Annotated in this window: 20 protein-coding genes; 13 read left to right on the forward strand and 7 right to left on the reverse strand. The window is 67.0% G+C overall.

Going from position 1 to position 23,163, the window contains the following annotated elements; translation table 11 throughout:
- Positions 1–55: 55 nt before the first annotated feature.
- Complete coding sequence (locus tag I0K15_RS09605) at positions 56–1,366, reverse strand: UDP-glucose dehydrogenase family protein (RefSeq protein ID WP_196105218.1); 1,311 nt, start codon at positions 1,364–1,366, stop codon at positions 56–58.
- Positions 1,367–1,603: 237 nt separating this feature from the next.
- Between I0K15_RS09605 and I0K15_RS09610 the strand changes: the two genes are divergently transcribed.
- The 6 genes from I0K15_RS09610 to I0K15_RS09635 all read left to right on the forward strand — a co-directional run bounded on the left by I0K15_RS09610 (position 1,604) and on the right by I0K15_RS09635 (position 6,371).
- The gene (locus I0K15_RS09610) at positions 1,604–1,807 is read left to right on the forward strand and encodes a hypothetical protein (RefSeq protein ID WP_196105204.1); all 204 of its coding nucleotides are present in this window, start codon (positions 1,604–1,606) and stop codon (positions 1,805–1,807) included.
- Positions 1,808–1,916: 109 nt separating this feature from the next.
- Entirely contained in the window at positions 1,917–2,117 is a 201-nt protein-coding gene (locus tag I0K15_RS09615) for a hypothetical protein (RefSeq protein ID WP_196105205.1), read from the forward strand.
- 210 nt (positions 2,118–2,327) lie between these two features.
- Positions 2,328–3,755 (forward strand): mannose-1-phosphate guanylyltransferase/mannose-6-phosphate isomerase, encoded by a 1,428-nt coding sequence (locus I0K15_RS09620; protein ID WP_196105219.1) that lies wholly within the window; start codon positions 2,328–2,330, stop codon positions 3,753–3,755.
- Between the two features lie 391 nt (positions 3,756–4,146).
- Positions 4,147–4,680, forward strand: coding sequence for a sugar transferase (locus tag I0K15_RS09625; protein ID WP_230374369.1), 534 nt, complete (start codon positions 4,147–4,149; stop codon positions 4,678–4,680).
- Between the two features lie 69 nt (positions 4,681–4,749).
- Positions 4,750–5,727 carry a UDP-glucose 4-epimerase GalE gene (galE, locus tag I0K15_RS09630; protein WP_196105221.1) on the forward strand — a complete coding sequence of 326 codons (978 nt, stop codon included), beginning with the start codon at positions 4,750–4,752 and terminating at the stop codon, positions 5,725–5,727.
- 179 nt (positions 5,728–5,906) lie between these two features.
- Positions 5,907–6,371, forward strand: a complete 465-nt coding sequence (locus I0K15_RS09635) for a hypothetical protein (protein WP_196105222.1) — start codon at positions 5,907–5,909, stop codon at positions 6,369–6,371.
- A 3-nt stretch (positions 6,372–6,374) separates the two neighbouring features.
- Here the strand turns inward: I0K15_RS09635 and I0K15_RS09640 are convergent, their stop codons facing one another.
- Positions 6,375–7,943 (reverse strand): gamma-glutamyltransferase family protein, encoded by a 1,569-nt coding sequence (locus I0K15_RS09640; RefSeq protein WP_196105223.1) that lies wholly within the window; start codon positions 7,941–7,943, stop codon positions 6,375–6,377.
- A gap of 257 nt (positions 7,944–8,200) precedes the next feature.
- Between I0K15_RS09640 and I0K15_RS09645 the strand changes: the two genes are divergently transcribed.
- A complete protein-coding gene (locus tag I0K15_RS09645) occupies positions 8,201–8,545 on the forward strand; it encodes a DUF2794 domain-containing protein (RefSeq protein ID WP_196105224.1) in 345 nt (114 codons plus the stop codon).
- Positions 8,546–8,610: 65 nt separating this feature from the next.
- Here I0K15_RS09645 and rnr read toward each other — a convergent pair whose 3' ends face one another.
- The gene (rnr, locus tag I0K15_RS09650) at positions 8,611–10,839 is read right to left on the reverse strand and encodes a ribonuclease R (RefSeq protein ID WP_196105225.1); all 2,229 of its coding nucleotides are present in this window, start codon (positions 10,837–10,839) and stop codon (positions 8,611–8,613) included.
- A 38-nt stretch (positions 10,840–10,877) separates the two neighbouring features.
- A complete protein-coding gene (locus I0K15_RS09655; RefSeq protein ID WP_196105226.1) occupies positions 10,878–11,282 on the reverse strand; it encodes a DUF4149 domain-containing protein in 405 nt (134 codons plus the stop codon).
- Between the two features lie 99 nt (positions 11,283–11,381).
- Here I0K15_RS09655 and I0K15_RS09660 point away from each other — a divergent pair, with 99 nt between their 5' ends.
- Positions 11,382–12,089 carry an MBL fold metallo-hydrolase gene (locus I0K15_RS09660; protein ID WP_196105227.1) on the forward strand — a complete coding sequence of 236 codons (708 nt, stop codon included), beginning with the start codon at positions 11,382–11,384 and terminating at the stop codon, positions 12,087–12,089.
- Positions 12,090–12,095: 6 nt separating this feature from the next.
- On the opposite strand, the gene topA is transcribed toward I0K15_RS09660, so the two are convergent.
- The 3 genes from topA to I0K15_RS09675 form a co-directional block, all read right to left on the reverse strand.
- On the reverse strand, positions 12,096–14,777 hold the full coding sequence (gene topA / locus I0K15_RS09665; RefSeq protein ID WP_196105228.1) for a type I DNA topoisomerase: 2,682 nt from the start codon (positions 14,775–14,777) through the stop codon (positions 12,096–12,098).
- A 194-nt stretch (positions 14,778–14,971) separates the two neighbouring features.
- On the reverse strand, positions 14,972–15,946 hold the full coding sequence (locus tag I0K15_RS09670; RefSeq protein WP_196105229.1) for a DctP family TRAP transporter solute-binding subunit: 975 nt from the start codon (positions 15,944–15,946) through the stop codon (positions 14,972–14,974).
- 206 nt (positions 15,947–16,152) lie between these two features.
- A complete protein-coding gene (locus tag I0K15_RS09675; RefSeq protein ID WP_196105230.1) occupies positions 16,153–17,184 on the reverse strand; it encodes a DctP family TRAP transporter solute-binding subunit in 1,032 nt (343 codons plus the stop codon).
- Positions 17,185–17,315: 131 nt separating this feature from the next.
- Here I0K15_RS09675 and I0K15_RS09680 point away from each other — a divergent pair, with 131 nt between their 5' ends.
- The 5 genes from I0K15_RS09680 (at position 17,316) to I0K15_RS09700 (ending at position 23,123) form a co-directional block, all read left to right on the forward strand.
- On the forward strand, positions 17,316–18,233 hold the full coding sequence (locus I0K15_RS09680) for an aspartate carbamoyltransferase catalytic subunit (RefSeq protein WP_196105231.1): 918 nt from the start codon (positions 17,316–17,318) through the stop codon (positions 18,231–18,233).
- Between the two features lie 226 nt (positions 18,234–18,459).
- Positions 18,460–19,731 carry a dihydroorotase gene (pyrC, locus tag I0K15_RS09685; protein ID WP_196105232.1) on the forward strand — a complete coding sequence of 424 codons (1,272 nt, stop codon included), beginning with the start codon at positions 18,460–18,462 and terminating at the stop codon, positions 19,729–19,731.
- Positions 19,728–20,369, forward strand: a complete 642-nt coding sequence (plsY, locus tag I0K15_RS09690; protein ID WP_196105233.1) for a glycerol-3-phosphate 1-O-acyltransferase PlsY — start codon at positions 19,728–19,730, stop codon at positions 20,367–20,369. The genes pyrC and plsY overlap by 4 nt, the downstream gene beginning before the upstream one ends.
- Before the next feature lie 50 nt (positions 20,370–20,419).
- Positions 20,420–21,517: a DNA-processing protein DprA gene (gene dprA, locus I0K15_RS09695; RefSeq protein WP_196105234.1), complete on the forward strand. Its 1,098-nt coding sequence runs from the start codon at positions 20,420–20,422 to the stop codon at positions 21,515–21,517.
- A gap of 64 nt (positions 21,518–21,581) precedes the next feature.
- On the forward strand, positions 21,582–23,123 hold the full coding sequence (locus I0K15_RS09700; protein ID WP_196105235.1) for an ATP-dependent DNA helicase: 1,542 nt from the start codon (positions 21,582–21,584) through the stop codon (positions 23,121–23,123).
- Positions 23,124–23,163: the final 40 nt, after the last annotated feature.

Below are 23,163 nucleotides of genomic sequence, written 5' to 3' on the forward strand. Positions count from 1 at the left end.
TCCTTAAGGAGGGGTTACGACGGCCACCGCCCGTGGCGGGACCGCGGTGCGGCCCCTAGCTGTTGCCGAAGCCGATTCCAACATAGTCGAACTCGGCGGCTGCGGCCTGGTCGGGGCCGTAGATGTTGCGCAGGTCGGCGAGCTTTGGTGTGCGCATGATCTCCTTGAGCTTGCGCAGGTCGAGGGCGCGGAACTGGTTCCACTCGGTGAGGATGACGACGGCGTCGGCGCCTTTAGCTGCGGAATAGGCATCCTCATGCCACGTCACGCCCGGCAGCAGCCGCTCGCCCTCGCTGCGCCCCTCGGGATCGACCACGTGCACTTCGGCACCGGCGCCGATCAGGGCGGGGACGACGGCGAGCGACGGCGCCTCGCGCATGTCGTCGGTGTCGGGCTTGAACGTCACGCCGAGAACGGCGATGCGCTTGCCCGTCGCCTCGTAGTCAACGAGGTCGAGCACCTTGTCGATCATCCGGCGCTTCACCGCCTCGTTGACGTCGATCACGGTCTCCACGATGCGCATCGGGTGGGCGTGCTCCTGCCCGATCCGGGCGAGTGCGCGGGTATCCTTCGGAAAGCAGGAGCCGCCATAGCCCGGCCCCGCGTTGAGGAACTTCGGCCCGATCCGGCTGTCGAGGCCCATGCCGCGCGCCACGGACTTCGCGTTGGCACCCGTGCGCTCGCAGAGGCCCGCGATCTCGTTGATGAAGGTGATCTTGGTCGCGAGGAAGGCGTTGGCGGCGTACTTGATCATCTCCGCCGATTCGAGATCGGTGTAGATCACCGGCGCGTCGCGGAGGGACAGCGGACTGTAGATCGCGGCCATGACCTCGCGCGCCTGCTCGGTCTCCGCCCCCACGACGACGCGGTCGGGGCGCATGAAATCTTCGATCGCCGCCCCTTCGCGCAGGAACTCGGGGTTGGAGGCAATGTCGAACTCGGCTTGCGGGTTGGCCTTGCGGATGATCTGGGCGACGGCGCGGTTGGTGCCGACGGGGACCGTCGATTTGGTCACGACGACCGTGTAGCCGGACAGGTGCTCCGCGATCTCCTTGGCAGCGGCATTGACGAAGGTGAGATCCGCGTGGCCGTCGCCGCGCCGCGTCGGCGTGCCGACCGCGATGAAGACGGCGTCGGCTGCGGCCACTGCGCTGCCGAGATCGGTGGTGAAGCTTAGGCGGCCGCCCGCCACGTTCTTTTCCATCAGCGCATCGAGGCCGGGCTCGTAGATCGGCACGTCGCCGGCGCGCAGTTTCTCGATCTTGCCCGCATCGCGGTCGACGCAGACGACCTCGTGGCCGAAATCCGAGAAACAGATGCCGGAGACGAGGCCGACATAGCCGGTGCCGATCACGGCGATGCGCATACGGATGCTCCCTTGCGAATAAAGGCCTCTGATACGGCAAGGGTCTTGGGGCCGACAAGCGGGAGTTTACGAGACCGTTGGTCACGGGTTCGTTCAATAGATGTGATTTCTGCGTGACTGTTCACGTTCGCAGAACACTGTGCCTCCGCTTCCGCCCCTACTGACGCCACGTCCCCCTGCCCATCTCGGGTGCATCGGCGGCGAAACGCGCGCCGCCCCAGACAAAGGACCAAGACCATGACCCGTACCATCGCACTCGCCGCCACCGTCGCTGCCCTGCTCGCCACCCCGGTGCTCGCCGACAAGGCCGGCTATGCCCGCTCGCTCGGCATCGACCCGGCCGTGGCCGAGACCATGACCCTCGGTGAGCTCGCCATCGCGGCCAGCCGCCTCGACAACGAGGGCGTGCGCAACTCCTACCACGAGCGCAACGCCAACTGATCCTGACCCCAAGGCCCGCCCGGCCGGAGAATGCTCCGGCCCGGCGGACCCTCCGGGGCCGATGCCGGGTGGCGCGACGCGCCTCTCCGGCGAGCCGAAGGAGGATGACATGACCCGAACCACGCGTTTTCTGACCGTACTGACCCTGGCGCTGGCCGGGATCGCCACCGCCGCCGGGGCGCAGAGCACCCCCGCCTCGCTGTTCGCCTCCGCCCAGGACGGCGTCGAGGTGCGCCTCGCGAGCTTCGGGGGCAACCCCGGCGACCTGGTGACCTGGCCCCAGGGGCGCGACGCGGGCCAGCGGCCCTGAGCGTCGCAACCGATCTCCAGAGCCGGCCTTCCTGTCCTGGGGCCGGCCACTCCCTCGCCCCGCTCGCGGAACACACGCAGCGGGGCGCTTTTTTGGGTCCCCACTGGTTAACGAAAGCCTTCTACCTATCGAGTGCTTGCGCCTGAGGCGGCGCCCGGCGTACCTCCGGCAGACGCGGTGTCTGTGCCGCGCGGCCAGGAGGGATGCTTCATGACGACGCCGACGATCACACCCGTCCTGCTCTGCGGTGGCTCGGGCACCCGGCTCTGGCCCTTGTCGCGGCGATCCTATCCAAAGCAGTTCGCGCCGCTGACCGGACCCGAAAGCCTGTTCCAGTCGTCGGCCCGCCGCCTCTCCGCCCCCGGTTTCGCGCCGCCGCTGGCCGTCACCGGGGAGGAGTTCCGGTTCATCGTCGGTGAGCAGCTCCGCGCGATCGGGATCGAGGGCGGGACGATCCTGATCGAGCCCGCCGCGCGCAACACGGCGCCTGCGGTGCTGGCCGCGGCGCTGTGGCTGGAGCGGACCGATCCCGATGGCCTGATGTTGGTCGCACCCTCGGATCACGAGATCCGCGATCCCGAGGGGTTCCGCCAGACCGTCCTGTCCGCCGTGCCCGCGGCGCAGGAGGATGGCATCGTCACCTTCGGCATCGTGCCCACGCGGCCTGAGACCGGTTATGGCTGGCTGGAACCCGAGGCCGCATCCGATGCGAAGGGCCCCGCCCCCCTGCGCCGCTTCGTGGAGAAGCCTGACCTCGAGACGGCGGAGCGAATGCTCGCCGACGGTGGGTATCTGTGGAACGCCGGCGTGTTCCTGTTCTCCGTCCGCGCGATCATCGCGGCTTTCGAGAAACACGCGCCTCAGTTGATGCCGCCGGTGCGCGATGCGGTGGGCCACGTCCAGCCCGACCTCGACTTCCACCGCCTCGATGCGGAGGCGTGGGCGAAGGCGGAGGATATCTCGATCGACTACGCGGTCATGGAGAAGGCCGAGCGGCTCTATGTGCAGCCCTGGGCCGGGCACTGGTCCGACCTCGGCGGTTGGGATGCGGTGTGGCGCGAGGCGGGACCCGATGAGACGGGTGTCGTCACCTCGGGTGCGGCAACCGCGATCGATTGCTCCGACACGTTGCTGCGCGCCGAGGATCCCACGCAGGAGGTCGTCGGCCTCGGGCTCAAGAACATGCTGGTGGTCGCCACCTCCGACGCCGTGCTCGTCGCCGACGCCGATCGTGCGCAGGAGGTGCGACGTGCGGTGGATGCGCTGAAGACGAAGGGAGCCGCTCAGGCGACCCAGCATCCGAAGCATCACCGCCCCTGGGGCTGGTTCGAGACGCTGGTGATGAGCGACCGTTTCCAGGTGAAGCGCATCGTGGTACGGCCGGGGGCGACGTTGAGCCTGCAGTCGCATGTCCACCGCGCCGAGCACTGGGTGGTCGTCTCAGGCACGGCGAAGGTGCGTGTGGGCGACGACGAGCATCTGCTCACAGAAAATCAGTCGGTCTTCGTCCCGCTCGGGACGGTCCATCGGCTCGAGAACCCGGGCCGCGTGCCGATGGTCCTGATCGAGGTTCAGACGGGCGCCTATCTCGGTGAGGACGATATCATCCGGTATGAGGACGTGTATGACAGGGTATAGGTATCGTTAACGAAACCTCTAAACGCGCCGGCGGGACTTAGGGAATCATTAAGCATATCAAGCCGATATCTTCACCCGTTATTTAGAGTGACATGATCTTTCTGCTGCCAGTCTTTGGGCCGGCACGCTGGGTCCGCGCTTCAAGCCGTCGGGATCGATGTGAGCCCGCGCCTCGGCGTCAACCGGCGATGCTCCACAGCTGGATAAGAATATGGGTCTACATGTTTCGCCAACTCCTGCATCATATGCTCCGGCGACTCCGGGCCGGTCTCTGCGAAGACCAAAGCGTCCAAGTCGCGCGTCGTCTTCCCTGCTCTCCTATCCTCGCCTCGGCAAACGCCTGCTGGATATCGCAGGCGCCTCCGCGGCTCTCCTGATCCTGAGCCCCATCATGCTGCTCCTTTGGGCGCTCGCGCGGCTCGATGGCGGCCGCGGACTCTTCGGACACGACCGGGTGGGTCGGGATGGTAAGGTCTTCAAATGCTGGAAGTTCCGGTCCATGCGCGTGGACGCCAATGACGCGCTCCAAAAGCATCTGAAGGGGAACCCGGCTGCCGCTGCCGAGTGGCGAAATGTGCGAAAGCTGGCATATGATCCCAGGATAACGCCTATCGGTCGCATCATGCGGAAGTACTCGCTCGACGAACTTCCGCAATTCTGGAACGTTCTGCGCGGTGATATGAGTCTGATCGGCCCGCGGCCGGTCTGCTTGGACGAACTGCCGCGCTACGGCCGCGCCGCCACCCTTTACCTTTCGGTGCGACCAGGTTTGACAGGGCTCTGGCAGGTAAGCGGGCGCAACGCCTTGAGCTATGCACAACGGGTCGTTCTGGATGTTGAGTACTGCAATCGCATGGACGCTCTTCTTGATCTTCGCATCTGCCTCGCCACAGTCCGGGTCGTCATTGCTGGGCATGGGCGGTAATCGTAGATCTCGCGGCCACGGATTGAGCTTTTTCTGCGTGGTGGTGGCGTGGTCTCCGCGGGAGGTAAGATGGCGACAATTCTGGTGACAGGGGGGGCTGGCTACATCGGCTCCCACGCGTGCAAGGCCTTGAAAAAGGCCGGCCACCTACCCGTGACCTATGACAACGTGTCGACCGGTTGGCGGGACGCCGTTCGCTTCGGCCCGCTGGAGGAGGGGGACCTCACCGACCGCAGCCGCCTCGATCAGGTGCTGGCGGAGTGGAAACCCGATGCCGTGCTCCACTTCGCGGCCCTGTCGAATGTGGGCGAGGCAACGCGGAAGCCCGGCCTCTACTGGCGCAACAATGTCGGCGGCTCTCTGACGTTGCTCGAGGCGATGACGGCCGCAGGTATCGCAAAAATTGTCTTCTCCTCCACCTGCGCCGTTTATGGCGAGTGTGACCGTCCTGCGGAGACCACGACCTTCTCCCCCCTCAACGCCTACGGCGGATCCAAGGCGGCAGTGGAGCGCATGCTCGCCGATTTCCGCGCCGCGCATGGCCTGCGCAGCGTCTCGTTCCGCTACTTCAACGTGGCCGGAGCCGATGCGGAGGCGGAGATCGGCGAGGCCCACGATCCGGAGACACACCTGATCCCGCTCGCCATCCAGGCCGCTACCGGCCGTCGCGACGCGCTCAGCGTGTTCGGCACCGACTACGACACGCCCGACGGGACCTGCATTCGCGACTACGTCCATGTCGAGGATCTGGTGGACGCGCACCTGCGCGGCCTCGACTATCTCGGCGCTGATGGTGCGGAGACGACGTTCAACCTCGGCACAGGACGCGGCTTCTCGGTCCGCGAGGTGATCTGCGAAGTGGGCGAGGTGCTGGGCACTGCCGTGCCGCATGTCGAGGCACCACGGCGGATCGGCGACGCGACGGCGCTGGTCTCGGGCTCCGACCTCGCGCTGAAGGAGCTCGGCTGGCGGGCGGAGCGGTCGACATTGCCCCAGATGATCTCGTCGGCGATCGCCTGGCACCAAAAAGGTGGCGGTTACAGCTAGTCGTTTGTTCAGTGCTTCTATGCCGTGTTCCGCTTTATAGATCCTCAAAGCGCTTCATTTTAAATATTTCAGGGGCGCGTTTTCTATGATGTGTATGACGCGTTCAGCATCCGTTAAAGCTCCGCTGACACCAGTAGTGATATCTTGAATGTCCCTGATTTGTTGAGGAGCCCTTCGACATGTATCGCCTTCCTTCCCTTGTTCTGAGCGCTGCTGCCCTCGCCTTGTCCTCCGCCGCTTCGGCTCAGAATGCGTCCGACGATGTGTTCCAGGGTCTCGACCTTGATCTGAGTTACGATGCCTTGGTCGAGCAGAGCTGCGGCGCGAGCGCGTCGTCCTGCGCCGCAGTGCTGGCAACGGCGCCGCCGAACAACCCGGGCCTCGTGCAGTACGGTCTGGATATCGCGGCGCAGAACCCGAACATCTCGACCGAGGAACTTGGGCAGCTCCGATCCGACGTGGCTGCATCCAATGCGGGTACCGACATCGGAGCTGGTGGTGATGAGACGGCTGACGCACCGGCTGCCGACGACCCGCGAACGCCGCAGGACATCGCCCGCGACCGCGCGGTCGAGATCGCAGACGCGAACGTGTCCGAAGACCGCGACGACGCCGATGAGGAAGAGGACGCGAGCCCGAGCTGAGGCTCAGTAGCCGAGCGCGCAGCCGTCCTTCCGTGGATCGCTGGCGCCAATCATGACGCCATCTTCCGTCAAACGGATCGCCTGAGCGCCGCCGATGGCGGTCTCCGGCTGGCGAAGGACGTGGCCCTTGGCTTCCAGCGCTGCCCGGACCTCGGCTCCGTAGCCGTTCTCGATGTCCAACGGGCCGAGCGCCCCGAAGCAGCGGGGGCCGTCGATGGCAGCCTGAAGGTCTAGCCCGTGGTCCAGCAGATTCGAGATGAGGCGCACGTGCCCGTTCGGCTGATAGGCCCCGCCCATCACGCCGAACGACATCTCGATCCGGCCCTCGCGGTGGAGGAGCGCCGGAATGATGGTGTGCATCGGTCGTTTGCCCCCGCCCGCCTCGTTCGGATGGCCGGGTGTTAGGTTGAAGCCCGCGGCCCGGTTCTGGAACCCGATCCCAAACTTCGCGGAGGCCAGCCCAGAGCCAAAGCTGTGGAACACGGAATAGATGAGGCTGACCATCATCCCGTCCCGATCCACGACGGTGATGTAGATCGTGTCCCTGTGCACGGCCTCGGCCAGCGGCGGCGGTGCGGGCATCGCGCGCTCCGGATCGATCAGATCGGCGAGCCGCGCCGCGGTCTCCTCCGACAGCATGTGATCGAGGCGTGTGACGTGATCGGGATCGGCGATGAAGCGGTTGCGGGCGTCGTAAGCGAGCTTCGCCGCCTCCGCCTCCAGATGCGCGCGCTCGGCGCCAAAGGGATCCAGGCTTGAAAGATCGAACCGCTCCAGCATCCGCGCCATGAGCAGCGCCGTCGCACCCGAACCATTGGGCGGCAGCTCGATCAGCTCGGCACCGCGATAGGGCCCGCTGATCGGTGTGACCCACTCGCAGGACTGGGCGTCCAGATCGTTCTGGCTGTGCGTTCCGCCGAGGGCGCGCAGGGAGGTTACGAGGTCCTCGGCCACTTCGCCCTCATAGAAACCGGCGCGGCAGTTGCGAGCGATCCGGCGCAGCACGTCCGCCTGGCCCGGCAGCGCAAAGCGCGTGCCGGCGGCTGGTGCCTGACCATCGACGAGGAAGTGCCGCCGCCCATCGCCTGACAGATGCGTCGCCTTCGACCAGTCGTCGGCAACGCGTGGGGCGACCGGAACGCCATTCTCGAAGTAGGGGATCACCGGGCCGAGGATGTCGGCGAGGCCGAGTCGCCCCCGCTCCTCCGCCAAGCGGCAGAAACCATCCACGGCGCCCGGAACGCTGACGGCATGAACCGAGTAGGGCGGCACGGCATCGTGGCCCTCCGCGCGCAGGGCCTCGGCATCAAGGCCCGCCGGCGCGCGGCCGGAGGCATTCAGGCCCGAGACCTCTCCGCCCTCCGCGATCAGCGCGAACATGTCGCCGCCCAGGCCCGTCATCTGCGGCTCGCACACGCCGAGCAGGATGGCGCCTGCGATCGCGGCATCTACCGCGTTACCGCCCCGCTTCAGCGTGTCGATTGCGATCCCGGCAGCGAGGGGGTGCGACGTCGCGCACATCCCGTTCGTGGCATAGACCGCCGAGCGGCCGGGCAGATGAAAGTCGCGCATGAAACGGTCCCCACGGTTGAGCGTCCCAGAAGGGGTAGCCACCGCGCGCCGGATTGCAAGCTTGAGGGAGGTGCAACGCACGGACCAACCCGAAATCAGTTTGGGGGCATGAAATTGAGCTGCCCCGCACGCTGCATCCTCTTTACACTCTACCAGTGCGGCAGCATTCGGCCCGGATTTCGACTCTTTGCAGATCGATTGGGGCAGCGGCGCCACAATCGCTTGCCGACCCGGAAAAAGGCCGTAATCTCTTTGACATGAAAATCGTGCCACCCCCGGCGGGGCCTGTCCGGCCCGTGCCATCGTCGGTCCATTTTCACCGCACCGAGCTTGCGGTCATCCTGTCGCTCTATGGCCGGATGGTCGCAGCCGGGGAGTGGCGGGACTACGGGATCTCGGCGCTGCGGGATGTCGCGGTGTTCTCGATCTTCCGGCGGACGGCGGAGCATCCGATCTATCGCATCGAGAAACGGCCGAAGCTCGCGCGGGCGCAGGGGATGTACTCCGTGATCGGGATGGACGGGCACATACTGAAGCGCGGGCACGATCTGAAGACCGTGCTCCGGGTGCTGGAGCGCAAGCTAATCCGGGCGGTGGACTAGGGGGCGATGCCCCCTCCGGGTCCCCGGACCCGCTCACCCCCTAGGACATCAAGTAAGAGAAAAGATCAGCGACGGCGGCCGGTCTTGTTCCGCTTGATGCGGGAGCGGGCGAGCTTGCGCTTCGGCGCGCCCTTCCGCGGCGTGCGGGTCTGCGGCATCGCGCGATCCTCGATGGAGAGGAGCTCCAGCAGCAGACCGCCGGTGACGGGCACAGCCTCGGCAAGCCGCACTGTGACCTTCATGCCGAGGCCGATGACGCGTCGGGATTTTTCCGCTGTCAGGGTCTGGGTGTCGGGGTCGTGGTGCCAGTACTCGCGCCCGAGGCGGGAGATCGGGATCAGGCCGTCCGCCCCCGTCTCGTCGAGCTTCACGAAGAGGCCGAAGCGGGCGATGCCGCTGACCTTTCCCTCGAACTCATTGCCCACGCGCTCGGACAGGTAAGCGGCAAGGTAGCGGTCGGTCGTGTCGCGCTCAGCGAGCATCGAGCGGCGCTCGGTCTGGGAGATGTGTTCCGCCGTGTCGGGCAGGCGGTCGACCTCGTCCGGGTCGAGACCGTCATCGCCCCACTTGTGCGCCGAGATCAGGGCGCGGTGCACGATCAGATCGGCATAGCGGCGGATCGGCGAGGTGAAGTGGGCGTAGCGGGCGAGGTTCAGGCCGAAATGCCCGAAATTCTCCGGCGCGTAGTAGGCCTGCATCATCGAGCGCAGGACGGAGAGGTTGATCATCTCCGCATGGTCATGGCCCGCACTGTCGTTGAGCAGCGTGTTGAGATGCCGGGTCTTGAGCACCTGCCCCTTTGCCAGTGTCAGCCCCACGCTTTCCACCACGTCGCGAAGCTGGTCGAGCTTCTCCGCGCTCGGCTCCTCGTGGACACGGTAGAGGAGCGGTCGGCCCTTCGCCTCCAGCGTTTCGGCGGCGCAGACATTTGCCAGCACCATGAACTCCTCGATCAGCTTGTGCGCGTCGAAGCGGTCGAGGAAGGCGACGGAGAGCACCTCGCCGCTGTCACTCAGCACGATCTTGCGCTCCGGCAGGTCCAGCTCCAGCGGCGCGCGGTGGGTGCGGGCGTGGCGCAGCGCGTCGTAGGCTGCCCAGAGCGGGCGGAGAACCCAGTCGAGCAGCGGCTCGGTGCGGTCCGTCACCTCACCGTCGATGGCCGCCTGCGCCTCCTCGTAGCTGAGCGCGGCGGGGGAGCGCATGAGCGCGCGGGTGAAGCGGTGGCCGAGCTTCCGCCCATCGGCGTCGAGCACCATGCGAAGTGCGATGCACGGCCGCTCCACCCCCTCGTGCAGGGAACAGAGATCGCCCGACAACTCCTCGGGCAGCATCGGTACGACGCGGTCGGGGAAGTAGGTGGAGTTGCCGCGCTTCCGCGCCTCCCGATCCAGCGGCGAGCCGGGTGTGACGTAGTGGGCGACGTCCGCGATGGCGACCCAGAGGATGTGACCGCCCGGGTTCTTCGGATCGGTGTCGGGCTCGGCGGCGACGGCGTCATCGTGGTCGCGCGCATCCGACGGGTCGATGGTGATAAGCGGCAGGTGGCGCAGGTCCTCGCGCTTGCCGAGGGCGACGGGCTTCGCCTTGATCGCCTGCTTGACGACTTCGTCGGGGAAGCTGTCGGGGATCCCGTGCTCGTGGATCGCGATCAGGCTCACGGATCTGGGAGCGGCGGGGTCGCCCAGCCGCTCGATAACCTTCGCCTTCGGCAGACCCATGCGATCACCGCGGCCAACGTGCTCCCCCTCCACCAGCTCGCCATCGCGGGCGCCGTTGCGGTCGCCGGGGGCGACGACCCACTCGCGGTCGGACTTCTTGTCGACCGGCACGATGCGGCCGCCGAACTCGTGCTGGCGGAAGATGCCGAGCACCTTGGCGGGGCCCGAGCCGATCTTGCGCATGATCCGGCCGGAATAGCCGTCCTCGCCCCGCTCGATCTTGGTCAGGATGCGGTCGCCGGCGCCGATCGTGGGATCGCCCTTCTTCAGGCGTAGGGCAACACGCGGGACCGCGTCCTCGCCCTCCCAATTCTGCGGCTCGGCCCACATGTCGCCGTCCGCGTCCGGCGGCAGAACGCGGAGCACGGTAACAGGCGGCAGCTCGCCGGACTTGCGGAACTGCTTGCGGCCTTTCTCGATCAGGCCCTCGGCGGCCATCTCGCGCAGCACGCGCTTGAGCTCGACCCGGGCGTTGCCCTTGATGCCGAAGGCGCGGCCGATCTCACGCTTGCCGCTCGCGCCGGGATGGGCGCGGATGAACTCCAGGATCTCGTCCTTGGTGGGAAAGTCTCTCATGGGCCGCATGTAGCACGGGCCCTGCGCGAGAACGAGGGTCAGAGCGCCGCGATGGCCCAGCCTGCGGCGAGGATCTGGATGAAATTGATCGCGACCGAGAGGCGGTGGAGCAGATCGAACCGTTTCTTGGCTGTGGCGTCGCCTGCTAGTTCGCGATCCCGCAGCCGATTGATGGCCGGCATCAGGCCGAAGAGGTTGAGTGCGCCCAGCAGCGACATCGCCAGCAGGACGACGGCGATCAGCGGCTGCGACAGGCTCAGCACCGCGCCAAGGGCAAAGAGGGCGGCGACCGCGGCGAAGTAGGCCGGAAAGACCTGGCGGATGAACGGCCCCGCCACCTCGATCGGCAGGCGGATGAAGACGAGCGGCGAGAACAGGAAGGAAAACCCGACCATGCCGCCGAACAGCGTGGCGAGGGTGAGGCTGGATGCAATCTCGATCATGAGGCGAGACATGCGGCGGCGATCCGTGGCGGGCAATGCGGCGGAACGTCCGGCGAGGCCGTCGCATTGGTTGGGCGTGGTGTACCGCAGGAGGATGCGATGGAGTTCTATGCCCCCAACACGCAGCGGATTGTCGGGCCGGTGGTCATGCTGCCGCAAGAGGGCTCGGCGAGCGGTGGCACGAACCGGCCGCTCAACTCCTTCGCCATCCTGCGGCCGGGCTATTCGATCCTGCTCGACGCGGCCTATTCGTGGTGCCTCGCCGGGATCCGGCGGCTGGCCGAGGAGGGTCATCCACCGCAGGCGCTGGTCCTGTCCCATCGCAACACGGCCGGATCGGGCGACGCGTTCGCCGAGCTCCGCTCGGAGTTCGACATCCCCGTTCTGCTCCACCCTGACGATCAGAGGCACGAGGAGGCGCGCGATGCCGGGCCCTACGCCGATCCGGTCGGGGACCCGGCGCTGGAGGAGGCGGGCGTCCGGATGATCCACATGCCCGGCCACACGGACGGGTCGATCATGCTGCATGTCGAGGACGAAGGCGGGATCCTGCTCGCAGGCGACAGCGCCGTCGCGCCCGGCCCGGAGCAGGACGCCGAGCCGCCCCGGCTGGAGCGTCCGGTGATGCCCGGCGCCGCCGAGGATCGGTTCATCGCGGAGTGGCAGGAGATCTGGGCCTACGCCCAGCCCGACGCGATCCTGCCGCTGCACGGTCACTGCTACCTGAAGCGGGATCTCGGCGACGACGCCTACCGCGCCGCCGTCGAGAACATCTGGACCGGGCCGCCGATGGATCCGCGCGGCTGAGGCGGGTTACTCCGCCGCCTCGCCGGTCGCGGCCTTCTTCTTCGCCGCGGGTTTCTTGGCGGCGGCCTTCTTGGGCCCCGTTTTCTTCTTCGTCGGCTTCTTTTTGGCCTTGGCGCCCGCCTTCTCCTCGATCAAGGCGAGGGCCTGTTCCATCGTCACGTCCTCGGGCTTCACGTCCTTGGGCAACGTGGCGTTCACCTTCTCCCACTTCACGTAGGGGCCGTAGCGTCCCTTCATGACGTTGACCGGCCCGCCGTCGGGGTGGTCACCGAGCGCCTTCAGCGGCTCGGCCGCCTGCCCTCGCCGACCCGGGTTGAGCTTCTTCTGCTCGATCAGGTCGACGGCCCGGTTCAGGCCGATGGTCAGCACCTCCTCGGGGTCGGAGAGGTTGGCGTAGATCTTCTTCGGTTTCTCCTTCCCCTCGGTCGGGGCGGTGTGCATTACGTAGGGACCGAAGCGACCGATATTGGCCTCGATCGGGCCACCCTCCGGATGGTCGCCGATGAAGCGAGGCAGCTGCAGCCAGTCGAGCGCCATTTCCAGTGTGACGTTCTCCAGCTCCTGACCCTTAGGGACCGAGGCGCGCTTAGGCTTCGGCACTTCCTCGGTGGGTTCGCCGAGCTGAACGTAGGGGCCGAATCGCCCGGCGCGTAGCGTCACTGGCGTGCCGTGCTCATCCTGGCCGAGCAGCTTGCCGTCCGGGCCTGCGACATCACCGCCTTCTAGCTCACCCGCGAGCGGCCGGGTGTAGCGGCACTCGGGGTAGTTCGAGCAGCCGATGAACGCGCCGCCCGAGCGGGCCGTCTTCATCGACAGCCGGCCGATCCCGCAATTCGGGCAGAGGCGCGGGTCGGAGCCGTCCTCCTTCGGCGGGAAAAGGTGCGGCTCCAGCACCTCGTTGATCTTCTCGAGCACGTCGGTGATCGAGTGCTCCATCGCCTCGTCGAGCGCGGCGTGGAAGTCGCGCCAGAACCGGTCGAGCAGCTCCTGCCAATCCGCATCCCCGGCGGAGACGTGGTCGAGGTCCTCCTCCAGCTTCGCGGTGAAGTCGTAGCTCACATAGCGGCGGAAGAAGTTCTCGAGGAAGGCCGTGACCAGCCGGCCCTTGTCCTGTGGAATCAGGCGGTTCTTGTCCTTCCGCACGTAGTCCCGGTCCTGGATCGTCGTGACGATCGAGGCGTAGGTGGAGGGCCGCCCGATGCCGAGCTCCTCCATCCGCTTGACGAGCGTCGCCTCGGTGTAGCGCGGCGGCGGCTGGGTGAAGTGCTGTTGGCCGAGCACCGCGCCCTCGCCTGCGAGGATCGCCTTCGTGTCGCCTTCGGAGAGCTTCTTGTGATCCGCGGCGAGCCCGTCGGCGAGCCGCTTCAGCGCCTCGCCCTCCATGATCTGGGGCAGCCGCTTCGAATCCTCGTCCTCCGCATCGTCGCGCCCTTCCTCATAGACCTTGAGGAAGCCGTCGAAGGTCACGACCTGGCCGGTGGCGCGCAGCACGACCTCGCCATCCGTCGAGCCGACATCCACCGTCGTCCGCTCCAGCTTCGCACTCGCCATCTGGGAGGCGATGGAGCGCTTCCAGATCAGGTCGTAGAGCTTGCGCTGGTCCGCCTCGACGTCGATCTCGTCCGGACCGCGGTTCATCTCGGTCGGGCGGATGCACTCGTGCGCTTCCTGCGCGTTCTTCGCCTTGTTCTTGTAGAGGCGCGGCTTCTCGGGAACGTAGTTCGTGCCGTAGCGGGCGGTGATCGCCTCACGCGCGCCGGTCACGGCCTCGGGCGCCATGTCGATACCGTCGGTCCGCATGTAGGTAATGTAGCCCGCCTCGTAGAGGCGCTGAGCCACCTGCATGGTCTGCCGCGCACCCCAGGAGAACTTGCGCGACGCCTCCTGCTGCAGCGTGGAGGTCATGAAGGGCGGCGAGGGGTTGCGGGTCGCCGGTTTCGCCTCGACGCTCAGCACCTTGAGGTCGCGGGAGGCGACGGCGGTCACGGCGAGCTCCGCGGCCTCCGCCGTTTCCAGGTCGTAGCGGTCGAGCTTCTTGCCGCCGAGCACCGTCAGGCGCGCTTCGAAGCTCTGGCTGCGGGGCGTTTCCAGAACGGCGCGGACGGACCAGTACTCGCGTGGACGGAACGCCTCGATCTCCATCTCCCGCTCGACGATGAGCCGCAGGGCGACGGACTGCACGCGGCCCGCGGATTTCGCGCCGGGCAGGCGGCGCCACAGCACCGGTGAGAGCTTGAACCCGACGAGGTAGTCGAGCGCGCGGCGGGCGAGATATGCCTCCACCAGCTCCATGTCGACCTGGCGCGGGTTCTTCATCGCCTCGGTCACGGCGGACTTGGTGATGGCGTTGAAGACCACCCGCTCCACCGCCGTGGACTTCTTGATCGCGCGGCGCTTGGTCAGCGCCTCCGTCAAGTGCCAGGAGATCGCCTCGCCTTCCCGGTCGGGGTCGGTCGCGAGGATCAGCTTGTCGTCATCCTTCAACGCGTCCGCGATGGCGCGGACATGCTTCTGCGATTGGGAGGCCACCTCCCACGTCATCTCGAACCCGTTGTCGGGGTCGACGGAGCCGTCCTTGGGTGGCAGGTCGCGCACATGGCCGTAGGACGCGAGGACCGTGAAGTCCTTTCCGAGATACTTGTTGATCGTCTTGGCCTTGGCCGGGCTCTCGACAACGACGACTGGCATGGACGCTCCCTCGATGCGGGTCGACCCCGCGTTGACGCGGGAAAATGGGGACGGGTCTCTGGACTGTCAACGGTTGCCGCAGATGCGGCTCAGCCGATCGTGTCGCCCGGTCCATGTCTAAATATGGAAGGGCCGACGGTCACTTGTACCGTCGGCCCTCCGAAAGATGTGGAAAAGAGGATCTACCGGACGTCTTAGAGGCCCGCAGCGCGGCCGGAGGCCGCCTGGATCAGGTCCGCCCCGATCGCATCTTCAAACTGGTCCCACACGGGCAGGAGCGCATCGACCCACGCCTGACGCTCTTCGTCGTTCAGCGTGCGGATGACACCGCCATCCTGCAGGATGAGATTGCGGTTCACGTCGGCGAGCTGGTAGGCGAAGCCATTCCGCTCATGCGTGACCTCGAGGATGATCTGCTCGAGCTCGGCGCGCAGGCCGGGATCCAAGGAGTCCATGAACGCCTCGGAGGTGAACAGCATGTAGGCCAGCACCCCGTGGTTGGTCTCGGTCACGCCGTCCTGCACGGTGTAGAAGGACTTCGTGTAGATGTTGGACCAGCTGTTCTCCTGCCCGTCGACCTCGCCGGTGGCGAGGGCGTCGTAGACCTTGGAGAACGACATGGTGATGGTCTCAACCCCAAGCATGTCGTAGTAAACTTCGCCCACAGGGGAGCCGGACAGACGGAAGGTCAGCCCCTGGACATCCTCGGGCCGGCGGATCGGAACCGTGGCCGACATCTCACGCATCCCGTTCAGCCAGTAGCCGAGGCCGAGGTAACCGTTGAGGGACGCCGCTTCGAGAATGCTCTCACCCTCGGGCGTGTAGGTGAAGTCGATCAGCTCTTCCATGTTGTCGAACAGGAAGGGAAGATCGAACAGCTGCGCCTGCGGCACGATCGGGCTCATCTTGGCCAGCGATGGTGCTGCAAAGTGCACTTCGCCATCCAGCATCGCCTGGAAGAGCTCATCGTCGTCTGCGTAGAGCTCGGAGTTCGGGTAGACGGTCATGCAGGCCTGACCGTTCAGATCGGCATTGATCCGGTCGGCCAGCGCGGTCGCCGCCTCGCCCTTCGGGTGACCCACCGCCGCGGTCACGTGGGAGAACACCATCTCCAGCTCACCGGGATCGCACGCGGGATTAGATTGAGCCGAAACGGATGCCGCCGACATCGCGGTGGCCAGTAGAACGGTTTTTCCAATTAGACGCACGTCTCTCTCCAGCGAAATCAAAAACCTCGGCGCCAGTTTCCAGAAAAATATGTCGAACAGAAGGCCGACGCGGCACCATGCTTAAGGAAACAAGGCCCCGCCGCAACGCAGGGGCCTTATCCGGTTCATTTCGTTGCAAATTTTTCTGCAACACTTCGGTACAAATGTCAGATGCCGCCCTCGGCGGCCTGTGCTGCTTGAATCAGGTCGGCCCCGATCTCGTCACGAAACTGGTCGTAGACCGGCGCCAGTGCGGACACCCACGCCTCGCGCTCGTTGTCATCGAGGATTCGGATGGTCGCCCCTTCCTGCCGCACGCGGATCTTGTTGAGCTCGCCGAGCTCGAAGGCGAAGCGGTTCCGCTCGTGGGTGACTTCCAGCAGGATCTGCGCGAGGTCCTCGCGGATGTCGGGCTGCAGCCCCTCCCACCACTCGACAGAGGTGACGACGAGGTAGTCCACGATGCCGTGATTGGTCTCGGTCACGCCGTCCTGCACGGTGTGGAAGCCCTGGGTGTAGATGTTCGACCAGGTGTTCGCCTGCCCGTCGACGTCACCGCTTTGCAGCGCGTCGAACACGGCGGAGAAGGCCATCGGGAAGGGCTCGCCGCCCAACGCCTCGATCTGCGCCATCAGCACGGCGGAGCGCTGCACCCGGAACTTCAGCCCGTCGGCATCTGCCGGATCGACCAGCGGCACGTTGGCCGAGAGCTGCTTCATGCCGTTGTGCCAGAACTCGAGGCCCAGAAGCCCGTCATCGACCATCGATTCCTTGAGCTCCTGCCCGGCGTCGGAGTTCTGGAACTCCTCCACGGCGAGGATGTCCTCGAACAGGAACGGAAGGTCGAACACCTGGAGCTGCGGCGTGTACGCCCCGAATTTCGAGAGCGAGGGCGCGGCCATCTCGACCTCGCCGCGCAGCATGGCGGGCAGCACGTCGTCGTCGTTGAAGAGCTGCGAGCGCGGATAGACCTCCATGCAGGCGCGGCCGTCCATCTCCTCGTTCACGCGGGTCTGGAGCAGCAGCGCCGCCTCGCCCTTCGGGTGACCCGTCTCGGCCGTCACGTGGCTGAAGCGGATGAGGATCTCGCCCGGATCGCACTGTGCGAAAACTGGCGTGGATAACGCAATGAAACCGAGGCAGAGCCCCGCAAGAGCTTGGCGTGACACGATTGGAACCCCCTCCAGTGTCTTGTTCATGGTCCGGATGGCCGTGCCTCCCGCGAGAGTATGCGCACCCACTTTCTTATACTTAGAGTGGAATTGCGGCACGACCGTTGCTCCGTGCCGGGTCTCCTGCCATAACACCTGCCGCAGGGACAAGGCATAGCATGTTTGAGCACCGTCACCTTCTGGGGATCGAAGCCCTTTCCCCGGCCGATATCGTAGCGGTTCTCGACCGGTCGGAGCGTTACGCCGGCGCTCCAGATCCCGATTGGCGCACGCGACTGTCCGGGCGCACGCAGATCAACATGTTCTTCGAAAACTCCACGCGCACGCAGGCGAGTTTTGAGATCGCGGGCCAGCGTCTGGGCGCGAATGTGATGAACATGGCGATGCAGGCGAGCTCCATCAAAAAGGGCGAGACGCTGATCGACACGGCGCTGACGCTGAACGCCATGCACCCCGATCTGCTGGTAGTGCGGCACCCCAATTCCGGGGCCGTGGCGCTGCTCAGTCAGAAGGTGAACTGCGCCGTGATCAACGCGGGTGACGGGCGGCACGAGCATCCGACGCAGGCCCTGCTCGACGCGCTGACCATCCGGCGGCGGAAGGGGCGGCTGCAGCGACTCACCGTCGCCATCTGCGGCGATATCGCGCACAGCCGGGTGGCGCGCTCGAACATCATCCTGTTGGGAAAGATGGAAAACCGCGTCCGCCTCGTCGGGCCGAAGACGCTGATGCCCGCGGGGATCGAGCGCTTTGGCGTGGAGGTCGTCCACGACATGGCCGAAGGTCTGCGCGACGCCGACGTGGTGATGATGCTCCGGCTGCAGCGCGAGCGGATGGACGGCGGCTTCATTCCGTCGGAGCGGGAGTACTTCCATCGCTTCGGCCTCGACGCGGCGCGGCTTGCCAACGCGAAGGACGACGCGATCGTGATGCACCCCGGCCCGATGAACCGCGGGGTAGAGATCGACGGCGAGCTGGCCGACGACCTCACCCGCTCCGCCATTCAGGAGCAGGTGGAGATGGGTGTGGCCGTCCGCATGGCGGTGCTGGAACTGCTGTCGCGGAGGGCGGCATGAGCGGGCGCCCCTTCCTTTCTTTGCGCGGCGGCCCCCTCCCTGTCCCTCCCCCGCAGGCGAGAGAGGGGACGCAGCAGGCGGGCCGTGGGGTTCCGTCTCCGGTATGGCACCAGTCCGCGCGGGCGGAGCGCCCCCGTTCGGATGACATCCAAAGCCATCATCCTGCGTTCCTCCCCCTGGCGGGGGGAGGACAGGAGGGGGGCCGCCATAGGAGCGGAGGCTGCACATGACCCTGTTCCGCAACGCCCGCCTGATCGACCCCGAGACCCGCGCGGAGCGCATCGGTGACCTGCGCATCGAAGCTGGAGAGATCGTCGAAACCGGCGCTGGCCTCTCCGAACCCGGCGAGGTGATCGACTGCAACGGTGTCTGCCTCGCGCCCGGCATCGTCGATATCGGCGTGAAGATCTGCGAGCCGGGTGAGCGCCACAAGGAGAGCTTCGCCACGGGCGGCCGGGCCGCGGCGCGCGGTGGCGTGACCACTATCGTGACGCGCCCCGACACGCACCCCGTGATCGATACGCCCGAGATGCTCCGCTTCCAGATCGAGCGGGCGGAGGATGACGCGGCCGTGCGCGTCCTTCCGATGGCGGCGCTGACCAAGGGCCGTGCGGGCGCCGAGATGACGGAGATCGGCTTCCTGCTCGACGCGGGTGCGGTCGCCTTCACCGACTGCGATGCGGTCGTCGCCGATACCAAGGTTCTGAGCCGCGCGCTGACCTACGCGGCGGGCCTCGGCGCCTTGGTCATCGCGCACCCGCAGGAACCGCGGCTGAGTGCGGGCGCCTGCATGACCTCCGGCCAGTACGCCTCGCAACTCGGCCTGCCCGCCGTGTCTCCACTCGCCGAGCGGATGGGGCTGGAGCGGGATCTCGCCCTCGTCGAGGCGACGGGCGTGCGCTACCACGCCGACCAGATCACCACTGCAGCCGCCCTGCCCGCCCTGCGCCGGGCCCGGGCCGCCGGATTGCCAGTGACGGCGGGCACCTCGATCCACCATCTGACGCTCAACCTTCTCGACGTCGCGGACTACCGCACGTTCTTCAAGGTGAAGCCGCCGCTGCGCTCCGAAGAAGACCGGCAGGCCATCGTAACCGCCTTGGTTGACGGGGAAATCGACCTTATCTCATCCATGCACACCCCGCAGGACGAGGAGAGCAAGCGTCTCCCCTTCGAGGAGGCCGCAAGCGGTGCGGTCGCGCTCGAGACGCTGCTCCCCGCCGCCCTGCAACTGGTGCATGGGGAGGCGATGACGCTGCCGGAGCTGTTCGAGAAACTGTCCCTGAACCCGGCGCGCCTGCTCGGCCTGCCGCAGGGCCGTCTGTCGCCGGGTGCGCCCGCGGACCTCGTGCTGTTCGACCCGGACGCGCCCTACGTGCTCGATCGCTGGTCGCTGGCGTCGAAGTCGAAGAACACGCCCTATGACCTGCGCCGGATGCAGGGCAAGGTGCTGGGCACCTGGGTCGGTGGCCGCCGGGTCCACGGAGGCGCCGCATGACGGCCTGGCTTCCGGATATTCTCGGTTGGCACCGGGCGGGACCGTGGCTCGCATTCTTCGTGTTCTGCGGCTACCTGATCGGCTCGATCCCGTTCGGCGTGATCATCTCGCACCTCTTCGGGCTCGGCGATGTGCGCAAGATCGGCTCCGGCAATATCGGGGCGACGAACGTACTGCGGACGGGGAACAAGCTCGCGGCGTTCCTCACCCTGCTGCTCGACGGTGGGAAGGGGGCCGCGGTGGTCTTCATCGCCTACTACAGTTACGGCGAGCTCGCGGCGAAGACCTCGGCGCTGGGCGCCTTCGCGGGCCATCTCTATCCGATCTGGCTGAAGTTCCGGGGCGGGAAGGGCGTGGCGACCTTCCTCGGCGTGATGCTTGCCCTGCACTGGCCGGCGGGGATCCTGACCTGCCTGACCTGGCTCGCGACGGCGGCGGTGTTCCGCATCTCCTCGCTGGCGGCGCTGGTCGCGGCACTGCTGACGCCGATCTACCTGGTGTTCACGGGCAAGGAGCCCGTGATCTGGGTCGCGCTCATCATGATGGTGATGATCTGCATCAAGCACTGGAGCAACATCGCGCGGCTGGTGAAGGGCACCGAGCCGAAGATCGGGCAGTCCTCCGGCTCCCAGCATTAACGCCCGGTTAATATCTCTCGCCGTAAGGAGGTGGGTGGAGGTTTCTGCCCGTGTCCCGACTCTCTTCCGATCAGGTGGAGGCGCATCTCGCGCTTGCCCGCTCACCGCGTGTCGGGCCGGTCACCTTTCGCCGGTTGATCGAGACCTATGGCGATGCCGTCTGCGCGTTGGAGGCGTTGCCGCAGCACGCCGCGCGGGGCGGGATGCGCAGCTACCGCCCCGCGCCGATGGACCGGGTGCGAGAGGAACTCGCGCGGGGTCAGGACAGTGGAGCGCGTCTGCTCGTCATGGGTGGCCACGGGTATCCCGAGCGGCTGATGGAGCTCAATGACGGCCCGCTGGTCTTGTGGGCCCGCGGCGATGTCGCGCTGGTGGAAAGGCCGGTCACCGCGCTGGTCGGCGCCCGCAACGCCTCGGCGCTGGGCCTGCGCATGGCGCGGCAACTCGCGCTGGACCTGGGGGCGGTGGGCCACGTGGTAGCCTCCGGCCTCGCCCGCGGCATCGACACGGCGGCGCATACGGCGAGCCTCGAGACCGGGACCGTCGCCGTGATGGCCGGCGGGATCGACGTGATCTACCCGGCCTCGAACCAGGAGCTCGCCAGGCAGATCGCCGACACCGGTCTGCTGTTGAGCGAAGCCCCGCCGGGCCTGCAGCCGATGGCCCGCCACTTCCCCAAGCGCAACCGCATCATCGCAGGCCTCGCCACCACCGTTGTGCTGGTGGAGGCGGCGGAGCGTTCGGGCTCCCTCATCACCGCCCGGATGGCGCTGGAGCAAGGGCGGGAGGTGATGGCCGTGCCGGGCCACCCGCTCGACGCACGCGCAGCGGGATGCAACCGCCTGATCCGAGAGGGTGCCGGGCTGGTGCGAAGTGCGGAGGATGTGCTCGACGCCCTCGCCCTGCCCGTGCGGCCCGTCACCGGCTTTCACGAGGATACCGGTGAGTGGCTCGGCGACCGGCCCCTGCCCGACGAGACGCGGCAGATGCTGGTCGGCCTCATCTCGCCAGCACCGGTGGCGGAGGACGAGCTCATCCGCAATCTCGGCGTGCCCGCGGGTCAGGTCCTCGCCGCGCTGATGGACATGGAACTCGCCGGGCAGATCGAGCGTCACCCCGGTGGCCTCGTCGCGCGCCGCATCGCCTGAAGCTTTCGCTCCGCCGCCGTCGTTCGCGCTGGCAGCCCCCGGCGCGCCCGGATAGGGTCGCGCCATGTCGACCCCCATCATCTATTCCGACGACCAGGCCGAGGCGTGGGACAGCATCGCGGAGGCGCTGCTCGCCGCCGGTGTCGACCTGACCGAGAGCACGACGCTGCCCCCGGTCGAGGGCAAGACGAGCGTGATGGCGGTCCTCGGTAAGGCGGGCTCGGGCAAGACGCTGCTGCTCGCCGAGCTGGTGAAGGCGCTGCAAGCGGCGGGCCTCGAAACCGTCTCCGGCGATTGGGAGAGCCGCAAGCGTGGCGACAAGCGCACCCTCGCGATCCTCGCCCCCACCAACAAGGCGGCGAGCGTGCTGCGCAACCGTGGCGTGCCCGCGACGACGATCCACCGGATCATCTACACGCCGGTCTACGACCCGGAATACGAGAAGATCGCGGAATGGCTAGCCGGCGACGGTGACCGTCCCACGATCGAGGGCCTGACGGAGGAGGCGCTGGACCGCGCCGCTGCATTCTATGCCCAGCAGCCCAGCGTGCCGGGAGCGCTCGCTGCCGCGGGGCTGCGCGGCTCGGATTTCATCACCGGCTGGAAGCGGCGGGACGACCCGCTGGACATCGGGTTCGTCGACGAAAGCTCCATGCTCGACGACAAGCAGATGGAGGACCTGAAGGAGATCTTCTCGACCCTCGTGCTGTTCGGCGACCCGGCGCAGCTCGCTCCCGTCGGTCAGTCCGGCTCGATGGTCTTCGATGCGCTGCCCGAGGGGCGGAAGCTGAACCTCTCCCGCGTGCACCGGCAGGAGGCGGACAGCCCGATCCTCGACCTCGCCCACGCGCTGGCCGATCCGGAACTGGAGTTCCACGACTTCGAGCGGATGATTGAGGAGGCGGCCGCGAACGATGACCGCGTCGTGATCGCCCCGCGGGTCGATGCGGCGCTGATGGCCCGCTCCCCCGTTCTGGTCTGGCGCAACGCGACGCGGGTCCGCCTGATCACCGCCTTCCGGGCTGCACATCAGGCGCCCGAGATGGCGCTGCTGCCCGGCGAGCCGCTGATCTGCGACGGGGTGGAGCTGCCGCTCAAGCACCGCAAGAAGCGGATCGACCTGGAGGCCCGCGGGCTCATTAAGGGCGCGCAATGCGTCTTCATGGGCGAGGGGCGGAAGCCTGGCTTCTCGCGGCTCTTCGTGATGGGCGCGGAGGAGCCGCAGGTGAACGCCGCCACCATCATCAAGATCGAGAAGCCGGACGAGGAGGAACCCTTCATCCCCTCGGCGGCCCGCATGGGCGCGGCCTTCGTCCACGGCGCGGCCTGCACGATCCACAAGGCGCAGGGGAGCCAGTGGCCCGAGGTGCAGGTCTTCGCCCCTGATTTGTATGGTGCGGCCCGGATGGGGCGCAGCGAGGCGGGCATCCCGCTATGGAAGCGCCTCGCCTATGTCGCGATCACCCGGGCGGAGCACCGCATGCACTGGGTGACGAAGTACCGCCTCGCCCGCCCCGCGGAACCTCTGGGGATCGAGGATCTGCGAAAGCCCGAGCCATCCACCCTGGTGCTGGAGGCGGAGAGCGATCAGCCTTCCATGAGCTGAGGGGGGGGGGCTTTTGACGCCTCGCCCGGCGGCACCGCCG

Origin of the sequence: Pontivivens ytuae (assembly GCF_015679265.1) — a bacterium.
GTDB classification, from domain to species: domain Bacteria; phylum Pseudomonadota; class Alphaproteobacteria; order Rhodobacterales; family Rhodobacteraceae; genus Pontivivens; species Pontivivens ytuae.